Source organism: Salinimicrobium aquimaris, assembly GCF_035607535.1.
Classification (GTDB): Bacteria; Bacteroidota; Bacteroidia; order Flavobacteriales; family Flavobacteriaceae; genus Salinimicrobium.
Map to the genome: position 1 here is coordinate 95,124 of NZ_JAYDZX010000012.1, position 16,319 is coordinate 111,442.

Here is a 16,319-nt window from a genome sequence, read left to right on the forward strand (position 1 = left end):
AGCCCTGCCAACCAAACCAAAATGAAGCAGCATACTTTCATAAGTCTTATGAAACCGGTACAGGACAAGATGTACAGACTTGCCTTGCGATTACTGGTCTCGAAGGAGGCGGCCGAAGATGCAACGCAGGAGGTAATGATGAAACTGTGGAGCCGCAAGGAGCAGTTAAGTTCTTATAATAATCTGGAAGCATTTGCCATGACGGTTACTAAAAATTTTTGTTTGGACCAGCTCAAGCTGAAACAGAACAATAACCTTAGGATCGTTCACAGCAATTATGAGTGCGGCGAAACTTCTTTACAACGTAAAGTTGAGGTGCAGGATGATCTAAACTGGGTTCAGAAGATCATTGCTGAATTGCCCGAGCAACAAAAGATCCTTGTGCAGCTTCGGGAAGTGGAACAATATGAATATGAGGAGATCGCTGAAATGACCCAGATGAAAGAAACAGCTATACGGGTAGCTTTAAGCAGAGCCCGAAAGAAAATAAAAGAAGAAATGATTAAAAGACACCGCTATGGAATCGCAAATAATTGAAAAACTGCTCGACCGATATTTTGAGGCCGAGACCACAGGAGCCGAGGAGGCAAGGCTTAGGGCCTACTTTAGCTCGGGAGAGGTGGCTCCCCACCTGCAGCAGTACATTCCTATGTTCTGTTACTTTGAGCAGGCGAGGACAGAGCACTTAAGCAAAGAAGTCTCTTATACTCCTAAAGCAGGGCCATTTTCCCAGGGAAGGAAAAAAGTTTATTCCTGGGTGGCTATCGCTGCGTCTATAGTTATTCTCCTGGGAGTTGTGATTCAACAGGAAAACCAGATTAGTGAGTTTGGAACTTATGAAGACCCCGAGCTTGCCATGAAAAAAACTAAAGAAGCTCTTGAGATGATGGCAATGTACATGAACTCTGGTACCGATGACCTGGGCTATATTGAAGAATTTAATAGTACAAAAGATAAAATAGTAAAATAAAGAACCTAAAATCAAAATCATGAAAAAGTTAACCTTAGCCTTACTGGCACTTATATTACCCTTTTTGGGGAACGCTCAAAACTTTGACAAGTATGAGAGCATGAAAGAAGTAGATGCGGTAGTAGTCACGAGCAAGATGTTCAAACTGCTAACTAAAATAGACCTCAATGCAGATGATTCTGAAACCCAGGCATATATTGATCTTATCGAGAACCTAAAGGAGATGAAGGTCCTTTCTACCACAAAAGATGATATTCGCAAACAAATGGCTGCAGATGTTGCGTCGTACATAAAAAAAGGTAGTATGGAAGAGCTAATGCGGGTATCCGAGGATGGAAAGACTGTAAGATTCTATTATAAGCCGGGTAAAAATGATGATTACGTGAGCCAGTTGTTCATGTTCATGGAAGGAGAGGAAAAGAATAAACCAATGTCTGTGATCCTCAATATTACCGGTGAGATCAATCTGGCGCAGGTATCAAAACTTGCCAACGACTTTAAGATCCCCGGAGGGAAAGAATTAGAAAAAGTAGAAACCAATTAAAATGAAAAGATCAGTTTTAATACTGGTGCTGCTAAGCCTGGGGGTTGTTTCATGCAACAATGAAACAACCCTTCAGGAATTCTACGTTGAGCACCAAAATGACAACCAGTATTTGGCGTTTGATATTCCTGCAAGTTTGTTAACAGGAAATAACGCCAGCCTTAGTGCTGAACAGAAAGCAACCTTGGAAACCATCAAAAAGGTGAATATTCTGGGGTTTCCATTGAAAGAAGAGAATAAGGATATTTACGAGGCCGAGAAGGAAAGACTGGCTTCCATTTTAAAAGCTGACAAGTACAAACAGCTTATACGCTACGGCGGAGGAACAAAAAAGGCTGAACTTTACTACCTGGGAGAAGATGACGCTATAGATGAATTGATCGTCTTTGGAAGTGATGATGAGAAAGGCTTCGGAATTGCCCGCCTCACCGGAAATGACATGAATCCCGAATCCCTGATCCGACTTCTTAGATCTTTCGAAGAAGGAGAGCTTGATGTATCCGGTCTGCCACAACTAAACGGCTTTTTAGATTAAAAAAGTAGAACCATAAAAGTAAAGGGCCTCAAAAATGACATTTTTGAGGCCCTTTATTTTTGTTCAAGGCTCACGGTTCAAAATTCAAGGTTCAGGATTCAAAATCTGTGGTAACATCCAATTTTTGATCTGACCACCGAACACCGATCACTGACCACTGACCCATGACCACTGATCACTGACCACCGACCACTGACCACTGACCACCGACCACTGATCACTCCTTCAAATTCCCGTATAATTTTGAGGGGTGATCTGGAGGAGTTCTTTTTTAATTTCTTGTGAAACATCGAGTTGTTTAATGAATTCTCCAATGCTGTTCCTGTCGATTTTTTCGTTTGTTCTGGTGAGACCTTTGAGGGCTTCATAAGGATTTGGATAGCCTTCCCTTCTCAGGATCGTTTGAATAGCCTCGGCTACTACGGCCCAGTTCTTCTCAAGGTCTTCATCAAGTTTGGCTTCATTCAGCAGCAATTTATTAAGGCCTTTTAGCGTTGAGGAGAAACCTATGAGCGTGTGGCCAAAGGGAACTCCAATGGTACGCAGCACAGTACTGTCGGTAAGGTCACGTTGTAAACGACTCACCGGAAGTTTTGCTGATAAATGCTCAAAAAGGGCATTTGCAATACCCAGGTTTCCTTCACTGTTTTCAAAATCAATCGGATTTACCTTGTGTGGCATGGCCGAAGATCCCACTTCTCCCTTCTTAATCTTCTGTTTGAAATAGTCCATGGAAACATAAGACCAAATATCCCTGTCAAGGTCGAGAATAATTGTGTTTATCCTCTTAAGGGCATCAAATAGTGATGCCATATGATCGTAATGTTCTATTTGAGTTGTTGGGAAGGAATGGTGAAGACCGAGGGAACCTTCAACAAAGTCTTTTCCGAAGCTTTTCCAGTTAACCTCCGGATAGGCCACTTTATGAGCATTGAAGTTTCCCGTAGCGCCGCCAAATTTAGCTGCGTTAGGAATGTCCTGAAGGAACTTGATCTGTTCTTTCAATCTCACCACGAAAACCTTGATCTCTTTTCCCAACCGGGTAGGAGAGGCCGGCTGACCATGAGTTCTGGCCAGCATTGGAATTTCTTTCCAATCTGCAGCCAATTGCTCCAATTTTTCCACAAGAGCATCGAGTTGCGGGTGATAAACATTTTCCAAAGCTTCCTTTATACTCAAAGGGACTGCAGTGTTATTTATATCCTGGGAGGTAAGGCCGAAATGAATAAACTCCTTGTGCTCCGAAAGTTGAAGCTTATCAAATTTATCTTTGATAAAATATTCAACGGCCTTTACATCATGATTTGTAGTTTTTTCGATTTCTTTTATTTCCAGGGCATCTTCATGGGAAAAGTTTTTGTAGATCTTGCGAAGATCTGTAAAGATGGATTCAGAAATAGCCTGTAGTTGAGGTAAACCGTGTTCTGCAAGAGAGATGAAATATTCTATTTCTACACGTACCCTATATTTTATAAGTGCCTGTTCACTAAAGTAATCTACCAGTTGTTGCGTCTTGGAAAAGTACCTGCCATCGATTGGAGATATGGCCTTAAGAGAGCTCATGAAAGTCTGTTAAAAATTAAAGGCTAAAGATACAGTTTACGCCCAAACCCTGAAAAGTAAATATTCTTTAGTTTTTCCGGGCATCTTCCAACAGCTCCTTTACAATTCTGGGGACTCCCGTAGATGCTTTTTCGGCAAAGACCTTTAACTTTCTGGTTTCTTTGGCAGATGGTTTTGGATCGATAAAATAAACCGGTATATCTTCGGGTGCATAATAAAGTAGACCGGCTGCAGGATACACCTGCATAGAAGTTCCCACGATCATTAGAATGTCTGCCTGCTGTGTGATCTCCATGGCCGGTTCCATCATGGGAACTCCCTCTCCAAACCACACTACATGCGGCCTCAACTGGTGATTGTGTTCACAGAAATCTCCCTCATTGAGATCGTCTTCCCAGTCCAGTACAAGATTCTCGTCGAAAGTGCTGCGTACTTTTCTTAGTTCTCCGTGCAAATGAAGAACGTTCTTGCTCCCTGCACGCTCATGCAGGTCATCGACATTTTGGGTAATGATATGTACCTCATATTCCTTTTCAAGTTCCTTCAGAGCTTTATGAGCAGGATTTGGTTCAACTTCCTTTAATTGCCGTCTTCTTTGGTTGTAGAAATCAAGCACCAGCTCCCGGTTCTGTTCCCAACCAATAGGAGAAGCCACCTGCATTACATCGTGACCCTCCCAGAGTCCGTCGGCATCCCTAAAGGTGCTTAATCCGCTTTCGGCACTTATACCTGCTCCCGTGAGTACTACTACTTTTTTCATTTTAGGTGTAATTTCTTCTGAAAATTTAAAGAGATTTCTTCAGAATTCATAATACACGAGTGGATTTCCTGAGGTCTCAAAAAGGACAAAATCGAAGAGGATTTCCTAATTTCGCTGTCATGAAAGAGAAGCTTGAATTGCTGGATTACCTGGAAACTTTTTTAAGCGACAGGAGAAAGGAACTTTTTAAGGAGGTGATCGCCCGGCGCACTAATTTTTTTACTGTTGCTACCCAGGATGTTTATCAGCTTCACAATACCAGTGCGGTGATTCGCAGTTGTGACGTTTTTGGGATCCAGGATGTTCATGTGGTAGAAGAAGTGAATGTTAAGAAAATTGATAGGGAGATTGCGATGGGGGCACAGAAATGGGTGGATATCAATCGTTATACATCAACGGGTGATGCGATTTCTGCACTTCGGAAGCAAGGTTATAGGATAGTAGCTACCTCACCTCATAAGGGAACTATGCTTCAGGATTTTGATATTTCTGAAAAAGCAGCTTTTTTCTTTGGAACTGAGACCGATGGATTATCTGAAGAGGTGATGCAGGAGGCAGATGAATTTTTGCAGATCCCCATGGTGGGATTTACAGAGAGCCTGAATATTTCCGTTTCGGCGGCAATTATTCTTCAGGATGTTACCTCAAGACTCAGAAAAAGTGACCTGCCATGGAGACTTTCAGCAGAAGAACAAATCCTTAAGCGAATCGCCTGGGCAAAAAAGAATTTGAAAAATTCCGCCGAAATTATAGCCCGCTTTGAGGCATCACGATAAAATTATTTACATTTAGGTCCCCCTAATTGAATAACATGACTCTTTTCTTTTATGTTGTTATTGGCATTATTACCTTCATCGCGTTCCTGCACGCCTGGGCAAAGAAGGAGTACAATCTTAGCCGTACGGTTGTGATCAACAGGCCAAAGGCCGAAGTGTATGCGTTTATAAGACAACTCAAAAAACAACCGTTATGGATGCCCTGGTTTATAAATGATCCCAAAGTGGTGATAAGGTTCAAAGGTGAAGATGGAAAAGTAGGGGCAGCGTCTTACTGGAAAGGAAGTAACAATATTGAAGGCATACAAAAGATAGTAAAGGTGAAGGAAGGGAAAGTCTTTGAAACCCAATTGTTGTTCATCAAACCTTACAAATCTCTTTCATTGAATTACATGGCGGTAAAAGAAGTGGAGCCGGATCGTACTAAAATGGTTTGGGGTGTTAAAGGCTCTCATAAATTCCCTGCTTCTGTGGTAATGCTATTCTATGGGATGGAACGTGCTTTAGGTAAAGACTTTGAAGCCGGATTATATAATTTGAAAACTCATTTGGAGAGAAATAAGTAGAACGAATTAAAGATTTCCAAATTCCAAGCACCAAATACCAAATAGTAGATTCCAAGCACCAAATTTCAAATTCAAAGCACCAAATTTCAAGCACCAAATTCAAAGCACCAAATTCAAAGCACCAAATTTCAAGCACCAAATTCCAAATTCTAAATTCTAAGCACCAATTTCCAAGCAATTTTTAAGCACCAAATTTCAGGTGCGAAATTCTAAAATTCAAGAACCAAATTCCAAATACCAGCCCTGGCACTACTCAAAGAAAGAGCATTTGTTTTTAATGAAAATAGGGCTTAATTAGAGGAAGATCTTGAGCAAAAAAAAGGTGCGTAAAATGTCATTTTACGCACCTCATATTCTTATCTACTTTCTTTATCTGTTCAGCACTTTATACTCCTCATAACAGCCGCTCATGGCATCCAGGATCTGAAGATCGTTGGCAGAATTTATAAAGTCGGTCGAATAATTGCACCGCCGCAGCACTTCATCAATATCCATCCTGTTAATTCCCAGAACAGCCATTAGAGTTTGCCGGTCAAATTTGCTTTGTAAAAGATTCCTTATTTCATCATCCTGTTTCATTTCCCTTAGCTTCTTCATTTGCTTTGGCTGTTGACCAAATATGTTGTAAAGAGCATCTGCGGGATTAAAAACAGCACCTAAAACTCTTGAAACTGCATTTGGACTGTACTCACCACCTTCATATCCCTGGTTAAGTCCGGAAATACTGTAGCGGTAATTTTCGTAAATAGGTATATTCTTGGCGTCGATCTCCAGGTAACCGGTCAGCTGTATTGGGCTTACCACCACTTCTTCAAGGGCTATACCCAGTTCGGTCATTTTGACTTTTACCTCCCCATATTTAAGCCAGTCATTGGTAACCCGTACCCGAATTGATTTGAACCCGAGATAAGAAAAATACAACGTATCATTCACCTCGGCTTTTATTTCAAATTTTCCTACTTCTCCCGAAACAGCACCAATTACCTGATTGAGGTTCACAATATGTGCATTTTCAATAGGTACATCATTAGCAGCGTTAAGAACTTTCCCTGTAACCACAGTAGCCTCCTGGCCAAAAGCCATTAAACCCAACAATAGGAACAGGGGGATAAAAACTTTTTTCATTTTATATTTTAAGCTTCTCTTTTCCTTCGGGAAAACTATACCAAAAACATCAAAAAATCTTATTTTTTTGACCTTCTTCTTTTAATTGAACTTTCAATGCTGCTGCTGCGGCCACCGCTCTTCTTTCCCTTGCGTCCGCCGGTTCCTGCATCAGATGATCTTCTTCGTCCTCCTGAAGGCGCATCAGCAGACCTTCTGCGGCCTTTATCTGCCCCTTTGGGTTTGTCAAAACTTCGACCACCTTTATCTTTGCCTTTAAAACCACCTTTTCTTCCGCCGCTGCGTTCCTTGCCTGCGCTTTTCTTGGTAATCTCCACATTGATATGGCGTCCCTGGTGTTTGAAATCCTGAAAGATTCTCAGAACCTCTTCGGCTTTTGAGCTGTCAACATTAAAGAAGGAAAAGCTGTCTTTTACTTCTACGCGATTTACGTCGTCTCTTCCCAGATCTAAAGTTGCCTTCAGGAAATCCTTCAGACTCATCCAGTCGAAATCGTCTTTTGCACCTACATTGATAAAGAACCTGGTGCTGTCTCCATCAACTTCAAAAACTTCATTTGATCCTTTTGCATTTAGATCCTGTGCATTTTTATAGTAGTTGAAGAATCTGGTAAATTCAACAGAAAAGAATTTTTTAAGGAGCTCTTCTTTGGAAAGACCTTCAAAAAGTTCAGAAATACTTGGAAGATACTTGTCGATCTCGTGGTTGATCTCTGTCTTGCTTATTTCACTCGCTAGGTGAAAAAGCTGAACTTCACAGATCTCCCTGCCATCAGGAATATCTTTTCTCTCGAAACTTTGTCCAATGATACGCTCGATATTCTTGATCTTGCGCACCTCACTTTTGGAAACAATTACCATAGAAACTCCGCTTTTTCCGGCTCTTCCGGTACGGCCACTACGGTGCGTATAAGTTTCAATTTCATCTGGGAGCTGGTAGTTGATCACGTGCGTGATATCATCAACATCGATACCACGGGCAGCAACATCTGTAGCTACCAGCATCTGGATCTGTCTGGCCCTAAAGCTTTTCATTACTAAGTCACGTTGATTTTGACTAAGGTCTCCGTGAAGGGCAGCAGCGTTGTAGCCGTCCTCGATCAACTGTTCTGCAACTTTTTGGGTATCGCGTTTGGTACGACAGAAGATCACCGAAAAAATATCGGGGTTTGCATCTGCCAGTCTTTTTAGGGCTGAATAACGGTCTCGGGCATTAACTACATAATATTCATGCGAAACATTCGATGTTCCCATGTTCTTTGTGCCCACCGTGATCTCCACAGGGGTACGCATGAATTTCTTAGCAATGGTTGAAACTTCCTTAGGCATGGTAGCCGAGAACAACCAGGTGCTCTTTTCGGAAGGAGTGTGGGAAAGGATCTCGGTAATATCCTCATAGAATCCCATGTTCAACATTTCATCTGCCTCATCAAGAATGCAATATTCAATGGCCGAAATATCTACAAGTCTTCTGTTGACCATATCCTGCATACGGCCGGGAGTGGCAACAATGATCTGTGCTCCTTTCTTGATTTGGGAAGCTTGATCTGTAATACTGGCACCACCGTAAATAGCTACGGTGTTAAGGCCTTTAAAATATTTAGAGTAATTCTTTAATTCGTTGGTAATTTGCAAACACAACTCACGGGTTGGAGAAAGAATAAGGCCCTGAGTCTTTCTGCTGTTTACATCAATCTTTTGGATTAGTGGAAAACCAAATGCTGCGGTCTTTCCGGTTCCGGTTTGTGCAAGGGCCACCATATCTGTGTCCTCCTGCAGTAAAATTGGGATTGCTTTTTCCTGTACTTCACTTGGGCTTTCAAATCCCATGTCATTAATTGCCTGTAACAGGGCATCATTCAATCCTAATTGTTCAAATTTATTCATACATATCTAATAAGCGGCAAAGGTAAGGATTAGTTAGCAGCTTATTACATTTATATTTACCCCTCAAAAGTGGCTAAAAAGTCAATCAATTTGCAGGTTGCGCGGGCACGGTGACTTATTTGGGATTTTTCCTGCAGGCTCATTTCGGCAAATGTCGCCGATTTTCCTTCTGGTTGAAACACAGGATCATAGCCAAATCCCTGTAATCCTTTCCTCTCAAAAATGATCTTTCCGGAACAAATTCCGGTGAAGGTGTGAAGTTCGTCATTCAGATAAAGGGCAATGACAGTTTTAAAGCGGGCGCTGCGGTCTTCTTTTTCCTGAAGTTCCTTTAAGAGTTTTTCAATATTGGCTTCGCTGCTTTTCTCTTCCCCGGCATACCTGGCCGAATAAACACCGGGAGCGCCGTCTAAAGCCTCAACTTCGAGTCCGGTATCATCGGCGAAGCAATCATAGCCGTACTTTTCCTTTACATATTCAGCCTTTTGAATTGCATTTCCTTCTATAGTTGGTGAGGTTTCAGGAATATCTTCGTTGCAGCCTATTTCTTCCAGGGAAAGGAGCTGGACCCCTTCCGGCATCAATGCCTGCACTTCTTTGATCTTGTTCTTATTGTTGGTAGCAAATACTAGCTTCATTGAATTTTATTTGTGATGATAAGGTTCATTCCGCAGAATGGTGAAAGCCCGGTATAGTTGTTCCACAAAGAACAGCCGAACCATTTGGTGTGAAAATGTCATTTTTGACAGGGATAACTTTCCGTCAGCTCTGGAATAGATTTCTTCTGAAAAACCATAGGGGCCGCCAATGATGAAGATGAGCTGCTTCATGCCGCTGTTCAAACGCTTCTGAATGTATTCTGAAAAGCCTTCAGAAGAGAACTGTTTTCCGTTTTCATCCAGCAGAACTACAAAATCTGAAGCACTGAGCTTTTCGAGGATCAATTTTCCTTCGGCAGATTTTTGCTGGTCAACAGAGAGGTTTTTCGTCTTTTTAAGATCGGGGATGATCTCGAATTCAAATTTGTTGTAGTGCCCCAATCTGTTGACATAGGTATCGATGAGTTTTTGCAGGGCAGGATCATCGGTCTTTCCTATAGTCAGCAATTTTATGGTCATGATGAAATTTAAGTGTTTACTTTGTAACTTTAGCAAAAATAGGCACTGCAATGATTTCAAAAGAACAATTTGAAAAGGAAATTGAAATAATTATTGAAAATGCGTTAAGGGAGGACGTAGGTGAGGGAGATCATAGTTCCCTGGCGTGTATTCCTGTAGAAGCACGGGGAAAAGCAAAACTTCTCGTGAAAGATACCGGAATTGTTGCGGGTGTGGATTTTGCTAAGCGTGTTTTTGAAAAGGTGGATCCAGAAATGAAAGTGGAAGTTTTGATCCCGGATGGCAGCCGAATCAAGCCGAGAGATATAGTTTTCTATGTTGAGGGAGCTTCGCAATCCATTCTTAAAGCCGAACGCCTCGTGCTCAATGCCATGCAGAGAATGAGTGCCATTGCCACCAAAACCCGCACTTTTGCAGATAGACTGGAAGGTACCGACACGAAAATTCTCGACACCCGGAAAACAACGCCCGGGATTAGAGCATTAGAGAAATGGGCCGTTAAAATAGGCGGGGGAGAAAATCACAGATTTGCTCTTTACGACATGATCATGCTCAAAGACAATCACATCGATTTTGCCGGAGGTATAGAAACAGCTATTGCCAAAACCAGAAAATATCTCGCAGATAAAAACCTGAACCTGAAGATCATCGTCGAAGCCAGAAACATTAACGAGATCCAGCAAATTTTAAAAGCAGGGGGAGTGGACAGGATTTTACTGGACAACTTTAATTATGATGAGACCCGGGAGGCAGTCGCTCTTATCAATGGCCGATGTGAAACCGAATCCAGTGGTGGTATTACCCTCGAAACTGCAAGAAAATACGCAGATTGTGGAGTAGATTTTATTTCCAGCGGTGCATTAACTCACTCGGTACACAATCTCGATCTCAGCTTAAAGGCTGTGTAATTGAATGAGCAACGGCGAAACAACAAGTACAAAGAAAAAAGAAGGATTCACCTATTGGTGGGCCAGCCGGGCAAAAAAGATCATTCTTCCCGGGCTGGAAGGACTTTCTCTTTTTGACCTGTACATTATATTTTACGCCGGGCTCGTCAAAGGAACATTTTCAGCAAGGGCCAGCGCCATCTCTTTCAGCTTTTTCATGGCGCTATTTCCTTTCTTGCTGTTCATCCTTAACCTTATTCCTTTTATCAATTTTATCGACGATTTTCAGTTGGAGTTCCTTGCATTCATTGACTCCCTGTTGCCACCTGAGACAAGCGAATTTTTCAACGATATTTTCTACGATATAGCGGCAAGAAAACGAGGAGGTCTTCTTTCAATCGTGTTCCTGTTGTCTATTTTTCTAATGGCAAACGGTGTCAATGCTGTCTTTACGGGCTTTGAATTCTCCTATCACACCAAAAAGAACCGTTCAATAATAAGGCAATACATAATTGCTGTGGGGGTTTCGTTAATTCTGGCGTTGTTATTGCTTATAACTGTTGTAGTGTGGGTATATCTCACCTATCTTACCGAAGATCTCAAAATGCTGCAGGTAGTAAATGATGCAGTAGTATGGGCAAATATTGGAAGGTATGTGATATTTACTGCAATGATCTATCTGGCCGTCGCTACCTTATATTATTTTGGAACCAAGGAGAGCAGGCTTAGCCGCTTCTTTTCAATTGGATCTGTTTTTTGTACGATCTTTATTTTGTTGAATACTTATTTATTTGGATTATATATTGAAAATTTTTCATCTTATAACGAGCTATATGGTTCAATTGGGGCATTGTTGATATTGATGTTCTACATCTGGATAAATTCCAATATATTGCTGCTCGGTTTTGAATTAAACGCTTCCTTGATGAAGCTTAGAAGAAAATAATTTAAACTTAAATTTAAACACAAATTATGAAGAACCTGCTAATGTTATTTATGGCTGTTGTGGTATCGTCAACTGCGGTAGCTCAAAAGAAGGTTGGAGGCGTGGTGCTTCCTGCTACTCAAAAATTCCAGGAACATACCCTGCAGCTTAACGGTGCCGGAGTAAGGGAGAAATTGTGGATCGATCTCTATGCTGCCGGACTTTACCTGGATCAAAAAAATAAGAATGCCCAGGAGATCCTGAATTCGGATAAACCTATGGCTATAAAACTGCACATTGTTTCTAAGCTTATTAGTAGTGATAAAATGGTAGAGGCTGTGACTGAAGGTTTTGAGAAATCCACAAATGGAAATACAGCTCCTATTCAAAATGAGATCAACACCATCCTTGGTTTCTTTAAAGAAGATATTACCAAAAATGACATTTTTGACCTGGTCTATATTCCCGGAAAAGGGGTTGTGGCTTACAAGAATGGTAAGGAAAAAGGAGTCGTGAAAGGAAAGGAGTTCAAAAAGGCTCTTTTTGGGATCTGGCTTTCCAACAGGCCGGCAGATGATGGTCTAAAGGACGATCTTTTAGCCGCAAACTAGTTTCTAGATCAAAACATTTAATAAACCATTCTTTTTAGGATGGTTTATTTTTTTGCAGTAAATCCTCTTATTTTTGTCTCAAACCCAGCCTCTAAAATGCCATTTTTCATCAATGTTATTCTGCCGCTTCCACTGGAGAAACATTTCACGTACAGCGTGAGTCGTGATGAGGCTCAATTCCTTAGACCCGGAATGAGGGTTGCGGTTCCCTTCGGAAAATCAAAGATCTATACGGGAATAGTTGCTGAAGTGCATCAGGAGGACCCTGTTATCTATGAAGCCAAGCCTATTGAGCAGATCCTGGATAAAAATCCGGTTGTAACTGAAGGTCAGCTGAAGTTGTGGCGGTGGATAGCTTCCTATTATATGTGTACAGAAGGAGAGGTGCTGCGGGCAGCCATACCAAGCGCTTTCCTACTCGAGAGTGAAACAATAGTTCAGCTTTTAAAAGGAGCTGAGGTACGCGATGAAGATCTGACAGATGATGAATTTCTCCTTTTTGAAGCCTTACAGAGGCAATCTTCTATGAAGATCAACGAGATCGTTCAGCTTCTGGATAAGAAGACTGTACTTCCGGTGATAAATTCTCTGGTAGAGAAAAAGGTGGTGGTTGTAAACCAGGAGATCTATGAGCAGTACAAGCCGAAGGTAGAAAGATATGTAAAGCTGCATGAAAGGTTTTCAGAAGAAACTGCAATGCATGAGTTGCTGGATGAACTCGGCCGGGCACCAAAACAAAGGGAGGTGATTTTTACCCTTTTTGGAATGTCAGCAAAGGGAAAGGTGAAGATTTCTGAACTTGCAAAAAAAAGTGGTGCTTCCGCAGCTGTGATTAAAGCTCTTATAGAAAAAGGAATTCTGACGGAATTAAAAGTTGAAACGTCACGATTTAACCGGGACCTGGAGGAGGTAACCGGAAGGGTGGAGCTTAATGAGCATCAAAGAACTGCTTTACAGGAGATCCATAATGCTTTTAAAACTCAGGATGTTTGCCTGCTCCACGGGATCACCTCTTCGGGCAAGACTGAAATTTATGTGGAGCTTATAGAGGAGGCTATTTCCAAGGGAAAACAGGTGTTGTACCTGCTGCCGGAGATCGCACTCACCGCTCAACTTATAGCGCGGCTTCAGAATTACTTTGGACAAAAGGTGCTTATTTACCACAGTAAATATTCAGTTAATGAAAGGGTTGAGGTATATCAAAATGTACTTCGGAATTCAGAAAATGCCAGAATAGTCATAGGGGTACGCTCCAGTATTTTCCTTCCATTTCATGATCTGGGGCTTATCATAGTAGATGAGGAGCACGAATCCACTTTTAAACAATATGATCCTGCACCAAGATATCATGCCCGTGATGTGGCAGTTGTTTTGGGGAAAATGCAGAAGGCAAAAGTGCTGCTGGGCTCGGCGACTCCTTCTTTGGAATCTTACTTTAATGCCGATCATTCGAAATACACCCTGGTGAACCTGGACCGTCGTTTTGGAAATGTGCTGTTACCGGAAATTCAAATTGTAGACATTAAGGAAAAACACCGGAAAAAGCGCATGACCGGCCACTTTTCCGATAGGTTGCTGGAGGAGATCAGGGAAACGCTTGATAATAATGAGCAGGTAATTCTTTTTCAGAACCGGCGAGGTTTTAGTCCTATTCTGGAATGCAATACCTGCGGACACTCCCCTCAATGTCCTAACTGTGATGTTAGTCTAACTTACCACAGTCATAACAATCAGCTGCGCTGTCATTATTGCGGCTACCACATGGCGATGCAACAAAAATGTATGGCTTGCGGTAGTGATGAGCTTTCCACTAAAGGTTTTGGGACAGAACAGGTGGAAACGGAATTGAAAGCTCTTTTTCCCAATCATAAAATAGGGAGAATGGACCAGGATACTACCCGTGGAAAGTATGGTTATGAAAAGATCATTGAAGCATTTGAGTCGGGTGAAGTGCACATTCTGGTAGGAACACAGATGGTTACAAAGGGATTGGATTTTAGGAATGTACGGCTGGTAGGGATTATGAATGCGGATACGCTTCTCAACTTTCCCGATTTTAGAGCACACGAACGTAGCTTCCAGTTGATGTTGCAGGTTGCCGGCAGGGCAGGTCGGACTCAAAAAAGAGGGCTGGTGCTCATCCAGACCTATAATCCTCACCACCAGATAGTACAGCAGGTTTCCACGAATAGTTATCTGGAAATGTACAAAGAGCAATTGGAGGATCGCCGCAACTATAAGTATCCGCCATTCTACAGGCTTATCAGGATCAGCTTAAAAGGAAGGGATTATTCGAGAGTCAACGAGGGTGCCGACTGGCTGGCGACTTCTTTGAAGAACACCTTCAGGGAGAATGTGCTGGGTCCCGAATTTCCGCCGGTGGCGAGGATCCGGAATGAGTATTACAAGAACATCCTGATAAAAATTCCGCAGCGGCAGTCCCTGTCAAAAACAAAAGATCTTTTAGGTCGGGTGCTCCAGAGCTTTAAAGCAATAGGGGCTTACAGGGGAGTAAAAACAGTAATAAATGTGGATCCTTATTGATTGGCAGCAAGGGCCTCAATAAGATTTGATTTCTTGTGCCTGCTCAATGGGATCTGTTGCTTGTCAATCTCAATATTCCGGCTGTTGTAGCGTTCAATTTTGTCGAGATTTACAATGTAAGACTTATGGATCCTAAGGAATTTATTGGAAGGTAACTGACTTTCAAATGACTTCATGGTCGCCAGTACTACAAAATTATCTTTCTCGGTCACAAATTTAACATAGTCACCCAATGCTTCGATGTACTTGAGCTTATTCAGAAAAACCTTACGATTCTTCAGGTTGCTCTTTACAAAGATGTAGTTATCATCTTCTGGCGGTGCTCCTTCATGTTTAAGCCTGTAAAGGTTGATCGCTTTAGAAACAGCATTAAGAAAGCGTTCTTTTGAAATAGGCTTATGTAGGTAATCTACTGCGTCGTAGTCGAAGGCTTTGAAAGCATATTTTGTCTTTCCGGTAACAAAGATGATCTGTGGTTTATTAGGTAGGTCATCCAGCAGGTCAAAACCAGATAAGATAGGCATTTCTATATCGAGGAATATGAGGTCTACTTCTGTATCCAGTAAACCGTTCTTGGTCTCAATGGCATTGTTGTATTCCGCCACCAGCTTAAGGTTAGGGTGATCTTTGATGAGTTTTACAATAGAAAGTCTTTGCAAACTTGAATCATCAACGACAGCACATTTAAGTATTACTTCTTCCACGATAAAAAGGTTAGCACTAGCAATAATAGCTAAAATAAATTATAAAAAAAAGTAAAAATTGGATTTCATCGATTAAAGAAGCAGTTTACCTAGTTAACTTCTGCTTTGTAATATTAAAGAATAATGTTACTTTTGCAGCCAATTTAATTTAAAGTAAAATTTTTATGAATCATTATGAAACTGTTTTCATCTTGAATCCCGTTTTATCTGATGACCAGATAAAGGAAACAGTTAAGAAATACGAAGATTTTCTTGTTTCTAACGGTGCCGAGATGATATCAAAAGAGAACTGGGGGCTAAAAAAATTAGCTTATCCAATTCAGCACAAGAAGAGTGGTTTTTATCACTTATTTGAATTCACTGCTCCAGGTGAAGTTATCAACCCTCTTGAAGTAGAATTCAGAAGAGATGAGCGTATGATGCGTTACCTAACTGTGAAGTTGGATAAGCATGCTGTGGCCTGGGCTGAAAAGAGAAGAAACAGAAACAAAGAAAAAGCGTAAGGTATGTCATCAATTGAACAACAAGCTAAAGGAAAGAAAGACGGAGAGATAAGATATCTTACTCCTCTTAATATTGAAACTAGCAAGACAAAGAAATATTGTCGTTTTAAAAGATCGGGGATCAAGTATATTGATTACAAAGATCCTGATTTCTTAATGAGCTTCGTGAACGAGCAGGGGAAACTTTTGCCACGTCGTTTGACCGGGACTTCTTTGAAATATCAGAGAAAAGTGGCTGTAGCCGTTAAGCGTGCACGTCACTTAGCATTAATGCCTTATGTTGGCGATTTACTAAAATAAAA

General features: G+C 41.4%; 19 protein-coding genes. 12 read left to right on the forward strand and 7 right to left on the reverse strand.

Annotation, left to right across the window (positions count from 1 at the left end):
- The first annotated feature begins 21 nt into the window (after nt 1–21).
- Genes VR862_RS12015 through VR862_RS12030 form a run of 4 tightly spaced genes read left to right on the forward strand, consistent with a single transcriptional unit; the run spans nt 22 to nt 2,049 of the window.
- Nucleotides 22–537 carry a GFO_1088 family ECF-type sigma factor gene (locus tag VR862_RS12015; RefSeq protein ID WP_324721220.1) on the forward strand — a complete coding sequence of 172 codons (516 nt, stop codon included), beginning with the start codon at nt 22–24 and terminating at the stop codon, nt 535–537.
- Nucleotides 518–970 carry a PG0215 family putative anti-sigma factor gene (locus VR862_RS12020; protein WP_324721221.1) on the forward strand — a complete coding sequence of 151 codons (453 nt, stop codon included), beginning with the start codon at nt 518–520 and terminating at the stop codon, nt 968–970. The genes VR862_RS12015 and VR862_RS12020 overlap by 20 nt, the downstream gene beginning before the upstream one ends.
- A 19-nt stretch (nt 971–989) precedes the next feature.
- Nucleotides 990–1,514, forward strand: a complete 525-nt coding sequence (locus VR862_RS12025) for a GFO_1090 family protein (protein WP_324721222.1) — start codon at nt 990–992, stop codon at nt 1,512–1,514.
- A gap of 1 nt (nt 1,515) precedes the next feature.
- Entirely contained in the window at nt 1,516–2,049 is a 534-nt protein-coding gene (locus VR862_RS12030; protein WP_324721223.1) for a GFO_1091 family lipoprotein, read from the forward strand.
- Nucleotides 2,050–2,274: 225 nt separating this feature from the next.
- Here VR862_RS12030 and purB read toward each other — a convergent pair whose 3' ends face one another.
- Nucleotides 2,275–3,612: an adenylosuccinate lyase gene (gene purB / locus VR862_RS12035; protein WP_324721224.1), complete on the reverse strand. Its 1,338-nt coding sequence runs from the start codon at nt 3,610–3,612 to the stop codon at nt 2,275–2,277.
- Between the two features lie 67 nt (nt 3,613–3,679).
- Entirely contained in the window at nt 3,680–4,372 is a 693-nt protein-coding gene (locus tag VR862_RS12040) for an SIR2 family NAD-dependent protein deacylase (protein WP_324721225.1), read from the reverse strand.
- 119 nt (nt 4,373–4,491) lie between these two features.
- Between VR862_RS12040 and VR862_RS12045 the strand changes: the two genes are divergently transcribed.
- Together VR862_RS12045 and VR862_RS12050 are read left to right on the forward strand one after the other, a co-directional pair.
- A complete protein-coding gene (locus VR862_RS12045; RefSeq protein ID WP_324721226.1) occupies nt 4,492–5,148 on the forward strand; it encodes a TrmH family RNA methyltransferase in 657 nt (218 codons plus the stop codon).
- 35 nt (nt 5,149–5,183) lie between these two features.
- Nucleotides 5,184–5,714: an SRPBCC family protein gene (locus tag VR862_RS12050; RefSeq protein WP_324721227.1), complete on the forward strand. Its 531-nt coding sequence runs from the start codon at nt 5,184–5,186 to the stop codon at nt 5,712–5,714.
- 369 nt (nt 5,715–6,083) lie between these two features.
- On the opposite strand, the gene VR862_RS12055 is transcribed toward VR862_RS12050, so the two are convergent.
- The 4 genes from VR862_RS12055 to rlmH are packed head-to-tail and all read right to left on the reverse strand — an operon-like array spanning nt 6,084 to nt 9,843.
- Entirely contained in the window at nt 6,084–6,839 is a 756-nt protein-coding gene (locus VR862_RS12055; RefSeq protein WP_324721228.1) for a carboxypeptidase-like regulatory domain-containing protein, read from the reverse strand.
- Between the two features lie 59 nt (nt 6,840–6,898).
- A complete protein-coding gene (locus VR862_RS12060) occupies nt 6,899–8,725 on the reverse strand; it encodes a DEAD/DEAH box helicase (RefSeq protein ID WP_324721229.1) in 1,827 nt (608 codons plus the stop codon).
- Between the two features lie 56 nt (nt 8,726–8,781).
- The gene (locus VR862_RS12065; protein WP_324721230.1) at nt 8,782–9,363 is read right to left on the reverse strand and encodes a non-canonical purine NTP diphosphatase; all 582 of its coding nucleotides are present in this window, start codon (nt 9,361–9,363) and stop codon (nt 8,782–8,784) included.
- 6 nt (nt 9,364–9,369) lie between these two features.
- Entirely contained in the window at nt 9,370–9,843 is a 474-nt protein-coding gene (rlmH, locus tag VR862_RS12070; protein ID WP_324721231.1) for a 23S rRNA (pseudouridine(1915)-N(3))-methyltransferase RlmH, read from the reverse strand.
- Between the two features lie 50 nt (nt 9,844–9,893).
- Here rlmH and nadC point away from each other — a divergent pair, with 50 nt between their 5' ends.
- From nadC to priA, 4 genes are all read left to right on the forward strand, one after another.
- Complete coding sequence (nadC, locus tag VR862_RS12075) at nt 9,894–10,751, forward strand: carboxylating nicotinate-nucleotide diphosphorylase (RefSeq protein WP_324721232.1); 858 nt, start codon at nt 9,894–9,896, stop codon at nt 10,749–10,751.
- A 4-nt stretch (nt 10,752–10,755) separates the two neighbouring features.
- On the forward strand, nt 10,756–11,676 hold the full coding sequence (locus VR862_RS12080) for a YihY/virulence factor BrkB family protein (protein WP_324721233.1): 921 nt from the start codon (nt 10,756–10,758) through the stop codon (nt 11,674–11,676).
- A 26-nt stretch (nt 11,677–11,702) separates the two neighbouring features.
- A complete protein-coding gene (locus tag VR862_RS12085; RefSeq protein WP_324721234.1) occupies nt 11,703–12,266 on the forward strand; it encodes a chalcone isomerase family protein in 564 nt (187 codons plus the stop codon).
- Nucleotides 12,267–12,362: 96 nt separating this feature from the next.
- Complete coding sequence (priA, locus tag VR862_RS12090; protein WP_324721235.1) at nt 12,363–14,810, forward strand: replication restart helicase PriA; 2,448 nt, start codon at nt 12,363–12,365, stop codon at nt 14,808–14,810.
- Here priA and VR862_RS12095 read toward each other — a convergent pair.
- Entirely contained in the window at nt 14,804–15,514 is a 711-nt protein-coding gene (locus tag VR862_RS12095; protein ID WP_324721236.1) for a LytR/AlgR family response regulator transcription factor, read from the reverse strand. The two genes, priA and VR862_RS12095, sit on opposite strands and share 7 nt — an antisense overlap.
- Before the next feature lie 164 nt (nt 15,515–15,678).
- Here VR862_RS12095 and rpsF point away from each other — a divergent pair, with 164 nt between their 5' ends.
- On the forward strand, nt 15,679–16,017 hold the full coding sequence (rpsF, locus tag VR862_RS12100) for a 30S ribosomal protein S6 (protein ID WP_324721237.1): 339 nt from the start codon (nt 15,679–15,681) through the stop codon (nt 16,015–16,017).
- Nucleotides 16,018–16,020: 3 nt separating this feature from the next.
- The gene (gene rpsR, locus VR862_RS12105) at nt 16,021–16,317 is read left to right on the forward strand and encodes a 30S ribosomal protein S18 (RefSeq protein ID WP_037324607.1); all 297 of its coding nucleotides are present in this window, start codon (nt 16,021–16,023) and stop codon (nt 16,315–16,317) included.
- Nucleotides 16,318–16,319: the final 2 nt, after the last annotated feature.

What these genes read in the sequence shown, in the direction of transcription:
- rlmH (WP_324721231.1), bottom strand. Translation starts at nt 9,843, where the DNA reads ATGACCATAAAATTGCTGACTATAGGAAAGACCGATGATCCTGCCCTG.
- VR862_RS12055 (WP_324721228.1), bottom strand. Translation starts at nt 6,839, where the DNA reads ATGAAAAAAGTTTTTATCCCCCTGTTCCTATTGTTGGGTTTAATGGCT.
- VR862_RS12050 (WP_324721227.1), top strand. Translation starts at nt 5,184, where the DNA reads ATGACTCTTTTCTTTTATGTTGTTATTGGCATTATTACCTTCATCGCG.
- rpsF (WP_324721237.1), top strand. Translation starts at nt 15,679, where the DNA reads ATGAATCATTATGAAACTGTTTTCATCTTGAATCCCGTTTTATCTGAT.
- VR862_RS12080 (WP_324721233.1), top strand. Translation starts at nt 10,756, where the DNA reads ATGAGCAACGGCGAAACAACAAGTACAAAGAAAAAAGAAGGATTCACC.
- VR862_RS12060 (WP_324721229.1), bottom strand. Translation starts at nt 8,725, where the DNA reads ATGAATAAATTTGAACAATTAGGATTGAATGATGCCCTGTTACAGGCA.
- VR862_RS12030 (WP_324721223.1), top strand. Translation starts at nt 1,516, where the DNA reads ATGAAAAGATCAGTTTTAATACTGGTGCTGCTAAGCCTGGGGGTTGTT.
- rpsR (WP_037324607.1), top strand. Translation starts at nt 16,021, where the DNA reads ATGTCATCAATTGAACAACAAGCTAAAGGAAAGAAAGACGGAGAGATA.
- VR862_RS12015 (WP_324721220.1), top strand. Translation starts at nt 22, where the DNA reads ATGAAGCAGCATACTTTCATAAGTCTTATGAAACCGGTACAGGACAAG.
- VR862_RS12025 (WP_324721222.1), top strand. Translation starts at nt 990, where the DNA reads ATGAAAAAGTTAACCTTAGCCTTACTGGCACTTATATTACCCTTTTTG.
- VR862_RS12020 (WP_324721221.1), top strand. Translation starts at nt 518, where the DNA reads ATGGAATCGCAAATAATTGAAAAACTGCTCGACCGATATTTTGAGGCC.
- nadC (WP_324721232.1), top strand. Translation starts at nt 9,894, where the DNA reads ATGATTTCAAAAGAACAATTTGAAAAGGAAATTGAAATAATTATTGAA.
- priA (WP_324721235.1), top strand. Translation starts at nt 12,363, where the DNA reads ATGCCATTTTTCATCAATGTTATTCTGCCGCTTCCACTGGAGAAACAT.
- VR862_RS12065 (WP_324721230.1), bottom strand. Translation starts at nt 9,363, where the DNA reads ATGAAGCTAGTATTTGCTACCAACAATAAGAACAAGATCAAAGAAGTG.
- purB (WP_324721224.1), bottom strand. Translation starts at nt 3,612, where the DNA reads ATGAGCTCTCTTAAGGCCATATCTCCAATCGATGGCAGGTACTTTTCC.
- VR862_RS12085 (WP_324721234.1), top strand. Translation starts at nt 11,703, where the DNA reads ATGAAGAACCTGCTAATGTTATTTATGGCTGTTGTGGTATCGTCAACT.
- VR862_RS12040 (WP_324721225.1), bottom strand. Translation starts at nt 4,372, where the DNA reads ATGAAAAAAGTAGTAGTACTCACGGGAGCAGGTATAAGTGCCGAAAGC.
- VR862_RS12045 (WP_324721226.1), top strand. Translation starts at nt 4,492, where the DNA reads ATGAAAGAGAAGCTTGAATTGCTGGATTACCTGGAAACTTTTTTAAGC.